This is a genomic window from Anabaena sp. CA = ATCC 33047 (assembly GCF_963870205.1).
Lineage (GTDB): Bacteria > Cyanobacteriota > Cyanobacteriia > Cyanobacteriales > Nostocaceae > Trichormus.
Map to the genome: position 1 here is coordinate 38915 of NZ_CAWMSA010000035.1, position 7426 is coordinate 46340.

12 protein-coding genes are annotated in these 7426 nt (G+C 42.3%); 7 read left to right on the top strand and 5 right to left on the bottom strand.

Annotated features, from left to right (window positions below; genetic code table 11):
• Positions 1-6: 6 nt before the first annotated feature.
• A complete protein-coding gene (locus tag AACS98_RS07685; protein WP_066377894.1) occupies positions 7-324 on the bottom strand; it encodes an STAS domain-containing protein in 318 nt (105 codons plus the stop codon).
• A gap of 249 nt (positions 325-573) precedes the next feature.
• On the opposite strand from AACS98_RS07685, the gene AACS98_RS07690 reads away from it, so the two are divergent.
• From AACS98_RS07690 to AACS98_RS07700, 3 genes are all read left to right on the top strand, one after another.
• Entirely contained in the window at positions 574-699 is a 126-nt protein-coding gene (locus tag AACS98_RS07690; protein ID WP_255362873.1) for a hypothetical protein, read from the top strand.
• A gap of 92 nt (positions 700-791) precedes the next feature.
• Positions 792-992, top strand: coding sequence for a hypothetical protein (locus AACS98_RS07695; RefSeq protein WP_066377896.1), 201 nt, complete (start codon positions 792-794; stop codon positions 990-992).
• Between the two features lie 178 nt (positions 993-1170).
• Complete coding sequence (locus tag AACS98_RS07700; protein ID WP_066377898.1) at positions 1171-2343, top strand: LL-diaminopimelate aminotransferase; 1173 nt, start codon at positions 1171-1173, stop codon at positions 2341-2343.
• 131 nt (positions 2344-2474) lie between these two features.
• On the opposite strand, the gene AACS98_RS07705 is transcribed toward AACS98_RS07700, so the two are convergent.
• Positions 2475-2828 carry a hypothetical protein gene (locus AACS98_RS07705; RefSeq protein WP_066377899.1) on the bottom strand — a complete coding sequence of 118 codons (354 nt, stop codon included), beginning with the start codon at positions 2826-2828 and terminating at the stop codon, positions 2475-2477.
• Between the two features lie 127 nt (positions 2829-2955).
• Positions 2956-3078, bottom strand: coding sequence for a hypothetical protein (locus AACS98_RS07710; protein ID WP_255362874.1), 123 nt, complete (start codon positions 3076-3078; stop codon positions 2956-2958).
• On the opposite strand from AACS98_RS07710, the gene clpS reads away from it, so the two are divergent.
• The 4 genes from clpS (at position 3062) to AACS98_RS07730 (ending at position 5115) form a co-directional block, all read left to right on the top strand.
• On the top strand, positions 3062-3343 hold the full coding sequence (gene clpS / locus AACS98_RS07715; RefSeq protein WP_066377901.1) for an ATP-dependent Clp protease adapter ClpS: 282 nt from the start codon (positions 3062-3064) through the stop codon (positions 3341-3343). The two genes, AACS98_RS07710 and clpS, sit on opposite strands and share 17 nt — an antisense overlap.
• Positions 3344-3402: 59 nt before the next feature.
• The gene (locus tag AACS98_RS07720; protein ID WP_066377903.1) at positions 3403-4227 is read left to right on the top strand and encodes a CPBP family intramembrane glutamic endopeptidase; all 825 of its coding nucleotides are present in this window, start codon (positions 3403-3405) and stop codon (positions 4225-4227) included.
• A 14-nt stretch (positions 4228-4241) separates the two neighbouring features.
• On the top strand, positions 4242-4523 hold the full coding sequence (locus AACS98_RS07725; RefSeq protein ID WP_232317126.1) for a hypothetical protein: 282 nt from the start codon (positions 4242-4244) through the stop codon (positions 4521-4523).
• 292 nt (positions 4524-4815) lie between these two features.
• Entirely contained in the window at positions 4816-5115 is a 300-nt protein-coding gene (locus AACS98_RS07730) for an RNA recognition motif domain-containing protein (protein WP_066377906.1), read from the top strand.
• A gap of 152 nt (positions 5116-5267) precedes the next feature.
• On the opposite strand, the gene AACS98_RS07735 is transcribed toward AACS98_RS07730, so the two are convergent.
• Both AACS98_RS07735 and AACS98_RS07740 read right to left on the bottom strand, forming a co-directional pair.
• Positions 5268-5906, bottom strand: a complete 639-nt coding sequence (locus tag AACS98_RS07735; protein WP_066377907.1) for a pentapeptide repeat-containing protein — start codon at positions 5904-5906, stop codon at positions 5268-5270.
• On the bottom strand, positions 5903-7297 hold the full coding sequence (locus AACS98_RS07740) for a DICT sensory domain-containing protein (protein WP_066377908.1): 1395 nt from the start codon (positions 7295-7297) through the stop codon (positions 5903-5905). Before AACS98_RS07740 ends, AACS98_RS07735 begins: the two co-directional genes overlap by 4 nt.
• Between the last annotated feature and the right edge of the window lie 129 nt (positions 7298-7426).

Genomic DNA, 7426 nt, shown 5'->3' on the forward strand with positions numbered 1-7426 from the left:
TACTGCCTACTCAAGTTTGGCTTCAGATATTGCAAAAACTTGATCTAATTGGGTCAACTCAAAAATAATTTTAATAGCTGGGGGAACCGCATACAGCCGGAAACCTTTGCCTAAACTCTGCGCTGATTTGAGAGCAGATACTAAAGCCATTAGTCCGGCACTATCTAGAGATTCTACCGTTGACAAGTCTACTAACAAGCTGGCAACCTCATCTTGAGACAAAGTTGTAGACAAGTCTCGCTCCAATTCTAAGGCATTAGTGGCATTCAAATAACCTTGAGGACGAATAACTGCAATGTTCGGACTCTCTATTACTGCTGGCATATCAACATCCTAATCAGAGTTATTGAACCGTGAAGCTGGAATTTATTTGAACATAAACTTTTTGGTTTCACATCGACCATACGTCCTAAGTCTCTTTGCTAAATCTTTATTTTTTTACCGGGTGTGTTTAAAGATTGTCCTAAATTTAGGATGAATTGTGTTTGTATATACTGTTTTTTCATTTGAGTTCCCAAAAAATCGACATAGACAGCCCGGAAGCACAAGCCAGCGCAAAAGTCATCCACAATTATGCTGAAAAGTCAGTCTAATCTAGGACTACAAGCGATTCAGCCAGCATTCCGCAAAAGTTCCGGTGTATTGAGCGCAGTTGATTGGCAAATTTCATCAGAAATCATCTACCGAATTAAATTGTGATTTAAATCACTGGTACTACAAAATTTACATCACATTTTATACTTAGTTCCATCTGAGATAATTTAGTATTACTGAATGCAGGTTCATTAGTTATGAGAACTAAATACGTAATTCGTCAATTGGTAGAAAAAGCACTTGATATTAAAAAATTAACTCCAGAGATAGAAAATGAAATCAACTCAGAACTGACTCAACAGGGTTACATCTCTGACGTTGATTACGAAGCCCTGGAATTATTAATGGCAGAGATGGATGCCGGGCGGGTGCAGCTGGTTCCGAGTTGGGGATACTAAATTACGTCAAAATTGGTGTATTTACACGAAAACAACTTGAATTTTGCTTATGGGACAATGCTTAGTCCAAGCCAAGTGTTGATTGCCGGTGCTTTTCTGTGATGTTTAGTATTTAGTTACATGGTGTGCCGTAAACTGTGCTAATGAGCATCCACTTTTGCATTAGTAACAAGTCGCCATGCAGCCCGCTAAACGTTTAGAAAAAATTCCTCCCTATCTATTTGCGGAAATTAACCGTAAAAGAGAAGAACTTGTTGCCCAAGGAATTGACATCATTAATATGGCAGTGGGTGATCCTGATAAACCAACTCCTGCTCATATTCTCCAGGCAATGCACGCAGCGATTGATGACGCTGCCAATCATAACTATCCACCTTATCAGGGTATGCCAGCATTTCGGGAAGCAGCAGTTGAGTGGATGGAACGACGGTTTGGGGTAACGGGATTAAACCCCTATTCAGAAGTGATATCTTCTATCGGTTCCAAGGAAGCAATACATAATACTTTTTTAGCCTTCGTAGAAGCGGGGGACTATGTACTGATACCAGATCCGGGTTATCCTGTGTATCGCACTGCGACCATTTTCGCAGGGGGCGAACCTTTCACAATGCCTCTGAAGGCAGAAAATCAATTTTTACCAGATTTAAATCTGATTCCTGAAGAAGTAGCCCGGAAAGCCAAACTATTATGGATTAATTACCCGAATAATCCCACGGGGGCTGTCGCGAGTTTAGAGTTTTTTGGGGAATTAGTGGCGTTTTGTCGGCAATATGATATTTTGCTGTGCCATGATCATGCTTACTCAGAAATGGCTTACGATGGCTACAAACCGCCGAGTGTGTTACAAGTTCCCGGCGCTAAGGATGTAGCAATTGAGTTTCACAGTTTGTCAAAAGCTTATAACATGACAGGTTGGCGGATTGGGTTTGTGGTGGGTAACGCCGAGGGGATTAAATGTTTAAGCCAAGTCAAAACTAACGTCGATTCAGGGGTGTTTAAAGCCATTCAAAAAGCGGCGATCGCAGCATATCAGACTGATGCAGCCGAACTAAAAAGCCTGATGTCAGTCTACCAAAATCGACGGGACATAGTGATTCAAGGATTACAAGCTTTAGGATGGCAAATTGCACCACCAAAAGCCACCTTATACATTTGGGTTCCCGTTCCCCCAGGATATTCCTCAACCGAATTTGCCAACTTGCTCCTAGATAAATGCGGTATTATGGTTCCCCCTGGTCATGGTTACGGCGCATCAGGAGAAGGTTATATTAGAATCGCCCTCACCATCCCCGATGAACGCTTACAAGCAGCCATGCAACGAATGCAACAAGCAGGAATTCGCTATGCTTAGGCATAGGGCGTTATGGCATTGGGCAATTGGGTAACAAGTTCTACCTCATCCCCCTCATCCCCATTTCCCCACAATTCTTTAATTTTGAATTTTGTAGGCTTGCCTTCCCGTAGGGTATTTTGAATTTTGAATTAATTTCTCCCCACTCCCTCCTGATATGCTTGCCAAAGTTGGTTAATAAACTGATGAAGTTGCTGCTTGGCTAGGGCGTGTAATTCAGGCTTTGGTTCTTTCACCAAAATCTGAGTTAACAAAGTAATCACTTCTGTATCTAGGGCTGGGCGAAATAACTCACTAGGCCATAATAAATCAGAACCATCTCGCAGGTCGGTAATTATGGGCTGTTCTGGGGTATGAGTGACTAACAGCAGTGGGCGTACCCAGCATAGTTGGCGGGAAACCACAAATTGAATCACTTCTGCATATAGATTCCTGTCACTATGCTCTAAAGAGACAATTTGTCCTGGTTGAAATTCGACACTCATGTTGATCATCAGCTAGTCAGGGTAATAGCACGGGTTATGTTGCGGTTTCCTGTACCTTTATTGTAAAAGTGAGAGTCCGGTCTGCTCCAAGAAAGTGGTTGACTAGCGGCAGCAAAATTTGGATTGGCTATAAAGTTTTGGTGATCATGCTATAAAATGGGTAAATAACTGTTAAGCGATCGCTAGTGCAGAAACTCTGTTGTAGTAAATCAAAAGTATAAAGAGCAAAAGCTGTGTCAGTCGAAACCATTGAGAAGCGTTCCACATCCCGTAAGCTTGCGCCTCGGTATCGTGTTTTGCTCCATAATGACGACTACAACTCTATGGAGTATGTTGTGCAGGTACTACTAACTACAGTGCCGAGCCTTACCCAGCCCCAAGCTGTTAGTATCATGATGGAAGCCCACACTAACGGGTTAGCCCTCGTCATTACTTGCGCCCAAGAACACGCAGAGTTTTATTGTGAAACGTTAAAAAGTCATGGTTTAAGCAGCACAATAGAACCTGAAGAATAGTTATGAGTCATAAGTCATAATCTGGAATTATTGACTTATGACTTTTAACTAAACGTATCATGAAAACTAATCTTGTCAATTTAGGTCAACGCCCTGCCCCTATCCGGCTGGGTTGTTTCATTTTCACCTTATTATTGTTGTGGTTGCCCATAGCCGCACCAATTTATCTGTTAGTGCGTGATGCTAACTTAGTCAGTATCTTGACAATGGTGATTTTATATGCAGAGTTTATTACACTGCTGAGGCTATGGGGTAAAAATGTCTATCAGCAACCTCAAATTTTGTGGGATTATGGCTTAGAATTCACACGGCGTAATGGCGTAGAACTGCTGTGTGGTTTAGCTATAGGATTGATTAACATTGTAATTTTATTTGGTGTACAAGGTTTTTTAGGTTGGTTAGTATGGCAACAACCAACCATCTTATTAATAAAAATAATTGTCGAAGGGTTTCTTGTCGGTTTAGGTGTCGGGTTTGCAGAAGAATTACTGTTTCGCGGTTGGTTGCTGGATGAATTAGAACGGGACTATCGCAAAAGTGTAGCATTGTGGACAGATGCTTTAGTGTTTGCAGCGTTGCATTTCATCAAACCACTAGCAGCAATTATCCAAACCCTTCCCCAATTTCCGGCTTTAGTATTGCTGGGTTTAACGCAAGTATGGGGAAAGCGTTGGCGCAGGGGACGTTTAGGCTTACCCATAGGTTTACATGGTGGGTTAGTTTGGGGTTACTACATGATTAATGTGGGAGGATTAATTAAATATTCGGGACAAGTTCCTGACTGGGTAACTGGAGTCAATAATAATCCCCTACAAGGGTTAATGGGGGTACTATTTATGAGTATATTAGCTTTATGGATGCGCGGGAGAACAATTAAAGGTTAATTATGATTAAATATATGGTAATTTTACTAATATTTGTATTTTCTGTTTCTTGGACATCTCCAGCTTGGGCGATGATGTGCCGCAATTATGAAGGGCATGAAATTTGTATTCTTAGTATCAAACGTAGTGCCAAAAAATATTGGGAATATCAGGCATCTGTAAGTGTTGATGGTGTGAAAACACCTGTTGAAATTTATAATTGTCGCGGTAGATTTAAGCTGCAAAAAGATGGCAAGGTAATTCAATTTACTCAGAATAGTCCCGGTGAAGTGATTTGTAGTTTTTTCAAAAAGTAGTTGTCTGATGGGAGCAACGCCGATTTTTGTAGTGAAAATAGTATAAACAAACTATTCGCTACCAAAAAATTACAAATAGTCTTTGATACTTAAGTGTTACTTGTTTATATGAATTTATGTAAAGTTTTTGAATTTCCCCCCAGAATTTTCTCTGCTATGTCATTATAGGAGATGAGAGTTAATTCGGTTAATAGCGTTTGTTTTTAGTATTGACAGGCTTTTTGTTTTTGGTATTTACAAACTTTTCTCCGAAACCTAAATCTCTACACATTTATGATTTCGGAGACAATCTATGTCAGTTTATGTAGGCAATCTTTCTTACGAAGTTACAGAAGATAGTCTTAACGCTGTGTTTGCAGAATATGGTACTGTAAAGCGCGTTCAGTTACCTACAGATCGTGAAACAGGTCGTGTACGCGGCTTTGGTTTTGTGGAAATGAGTAGCGATGCTGAAGAAACAGCCGCCATTGACGCTCTTGATGGTGCGGAATGGATGGGACGAGACTTAAAAGTAAACAAGGCTAAACCCAAGGAAGATAGAAGTTCGTTTGGTGGCAACCGAGGTAACTACGGTGGACGTAACCGTTACTAAGGTTTACAGATTTAGTTCAAGAACTTAATTTGACTTAGTAGAGGCTCAAGTATTTATACTTGAGCTTTTTTGGCTGAAAAGCTGAGAAATAACCAATAATAGTAGCATTTGTGGGAATTTCCAAAGATACCAGATATTATCTCTCTACTGAGTTAAGAAACTTTTTCCAGCATCGTACCTACTACACAGGCTTTTGCTAAATTAACACCATTCAAATTTGCGCCTTCTAATTCTGCACAAAGTAAGTTAGCACCTGTTAAATTTGCTCCTGCTAAATTCGCGCCGCGTAAGTCAGCTTCTTCTAAATTAGCTTCACTTAACAACGCTCCTTGCAAGTCAGCACGGCTTAAGTCTGCACCTTTGAGATTAGCACCTGTGAGGTTAGCACCCCTTAAGTCAGCACCACGCAAGTCAACGCCTTGTAGGTTAACATTCATTAAGTTCGCACCACTCAAGAATGCACCAGCTAAAGACACTTCGCTGAGTGTCGCGCCCATTAAGCTGCTACCTCTCAAGTTGCTGCCTCTTAAGTCTGCGCCTGTTAAATCGGCTTGCATCAGGTTAGCTCCCATGAGGTTCGCCCGTAAGTCGGTAGCTTGGAGATTTGCGCCCATCAAATTCGCGCCTTCTAAATGTCCGCCTTCGAGTTTAGAACCTGCAAAATTAGTACCGACAAGGGTAGCACCAGCTAAATTGATGCGGCTTAAATCTAATTGAGATAGTTCTTCATCTTCTAAATTAGCCCCTGGCAGTTGTTTAATTTTTCCTTGTCTAATGGCTTCTATATTCATTGGCGGTAATTACTAATCTCTTGATTTCTCTGGTTTTGGCTATCCCATCGGGAATCTAACAACCACATACCTGTGCTGACTTTGCTTGTCATTAGGGGTAAGTCTAGTCCCTGTTGCAAGCCCATTACTAATACAGTTAGGGCATCTACCAGTTTAGGATCAAAGCGATCGCCTTGTTGCCTACATTCAGCCAAAGCTTGGGTAAATATCTCTTCTCGACTCAGTTGTAAAGATTTTTTCTGATGAACTTTCTCCTGAAACTCGGCAACTAAAGCCAAAATTCTCGACTCTAGAGGAATTTCATCGCCAGCTAACCCGGCTGGTTCTCCTGTACCATTCCACCATTCGGTTTGATGGGTGATAATTTGCGCCACCGCCCGCAGTCTGGGCATCGTTCGCAAAACTTGCGCCCCTGGTACTAAAGGACAACTCAAGGGTAAACTGGGGGCTGTTTCGTCGTGGCGTTTGGATGTACCGGGAGTCAGCACGCTTTTGGTGGTGCGGAGTGGATCTATGCGGTGTAATAATGCTGCTAGTTTTAGTCGCTTGATTTGCCATGCAGGTAAATCTAAAAGTTGCCCCATTGTTTCAGCTAGGGCGGCGACTTCTGCGGCGGCGGCTGGGTTGTTGACATCTGCCATATCCATCAACTGAGCCATCCGCAAAAATGCTTGTACTTCGTTGGAAAGCAAGTTTTTATCTAGGGCGTGCTGGTGTGTTGCTGTGGGTATAGATAATTGTTCTTGCCCTGTCTGGAGATAATCCACAACACGGGAGACAACTGTACTCAAGTCTTGTGAGGTAATTACAGACGGTGAAATTGCCTGGTGTAAAGTTGTCAGTTTTGCCGCTAATTCTGGATTGTACTGCTGAATGTGGGCGATCGCTAACTCCGCCGTTTTTCTCACCAATTCCGGCTCAAATGTCCACAAGCCATAGAATTTACGCTCTAAATCCGAACTAGGTACACCCCCTACCCCATAATCCGCCGCCGATAACTCTTGACAAAGTACCATAGCTGTGTATTTCGGCGACAGAATAATTAAATGCCATTCCTGCGCTACCGGATCAGCCTCATCTAATCCTACCAAGTCCACATTTGGCAATTGGCTAGTAGGATGTTCAGCAAAGCCTGTCTCCGGTGCTGCCATAATCACAATCTGGCGGCTAGACTTAGCAATGTCTGCATATCTTTCTGCTTCTTGCAAGTACCACTTTCCCCGTTGGAAGGCAGTAATTACCAACGGTGTACTGTCATCGCTTAATATATGGTCTTCTAAAGCATGGCACAAAGAAACCAGGGTATTTTTGTAATACACCCCCAAGCGAATCGGCCTAATACTTTGACGATGGGCTGTTTCCAGTTGTTGTAAAATCGAACCTTCTAACATAAGCTTTAGTGGCAAGAACAGCAGAGGAAGCAGGGGGGTAAGGGGGGATGAGGGAGATGAGGGGGATAAGGAGCAAAGGAGCAGAGGAAGAAAAACTTTTACCCAGTCACCAGTCACCAGTCACCAGTC

Coding starts and splice junctions, on each gene's coding strand:
- AACS98_RS07685 (WP_066377894.1), bottom strand. CDS start 324: ATGCCAGCAGTAATAGAGAGTCCGAACATTGCAGTTATTCGTCCTCAA.
- AACS98_RS07690 (WP_255362873.1), top strand. CDS start 574: ATGCTGAAAAGTCAGTCTAATCTAGGACTACAAGCGATTCAGCCAGCA.
- AACS98_RS07695 (WP_066377896.1), top strand. CDS start 792: ATGAGAACTAAATACGTAATTCGTCAATTGGTAGAAAAAGCACTTGAT.
- AACS98_RS07700 (WP_066377898.1), top strand. CDS start 1,171: ATGCAGCCCGCTAAACGTTTAGAAAAAATTCCTCCCTATCTATTTGCG.
- AACS98_RS07705 (WP_066377899.1), bottom strand. CDS start 2,828: ATGAGTGTCGAATTTCAACCAGGACAAATTGTCTCTTTAGAGCATAGT.
- AACS98_RS07710 (WP_255362874.1), bottom strand. CDS start 3,078: ATGGTTTCGACTGACACAGCTTTTGCTCTTTATACTTTTGATTTACTA.
- AACS98_RS07720 (WP_066377903.1), top strand. CDS start 3,403: ATGAAAACTAATCTTGTCAATTTAGGTCAACGCCCTGCCCCTATCCGG.
- AACS98_RS07725 (WP_232317126.1), top strand. CDS start 4,242: ATGGTAATTTTACTAATATTTGTATTTTCTGTTTCTTGGACATCTCCA.
- AACS98_RS07730 (WP_066377906.1), top strand. CDS start 4,816: ATGTCAGTTTATGTAGGCAATCTTTCTTACGAAGTTACAGAAGATAGT.
- AACS98_RS07735 (WP_066377907.1), bottom strand. CDS start 5,906: ATGAATATAGAAGCCATTAGACAAGGAAAAATTAAACAACTGCCAGGG.
- AACS98_RS07740 (WP_066377908.1), bottom strand. CDS start 7,297: ATGTTAGAAGGTTCGATTTTACAACAACTGGAAACAGCCCATCGTCAA.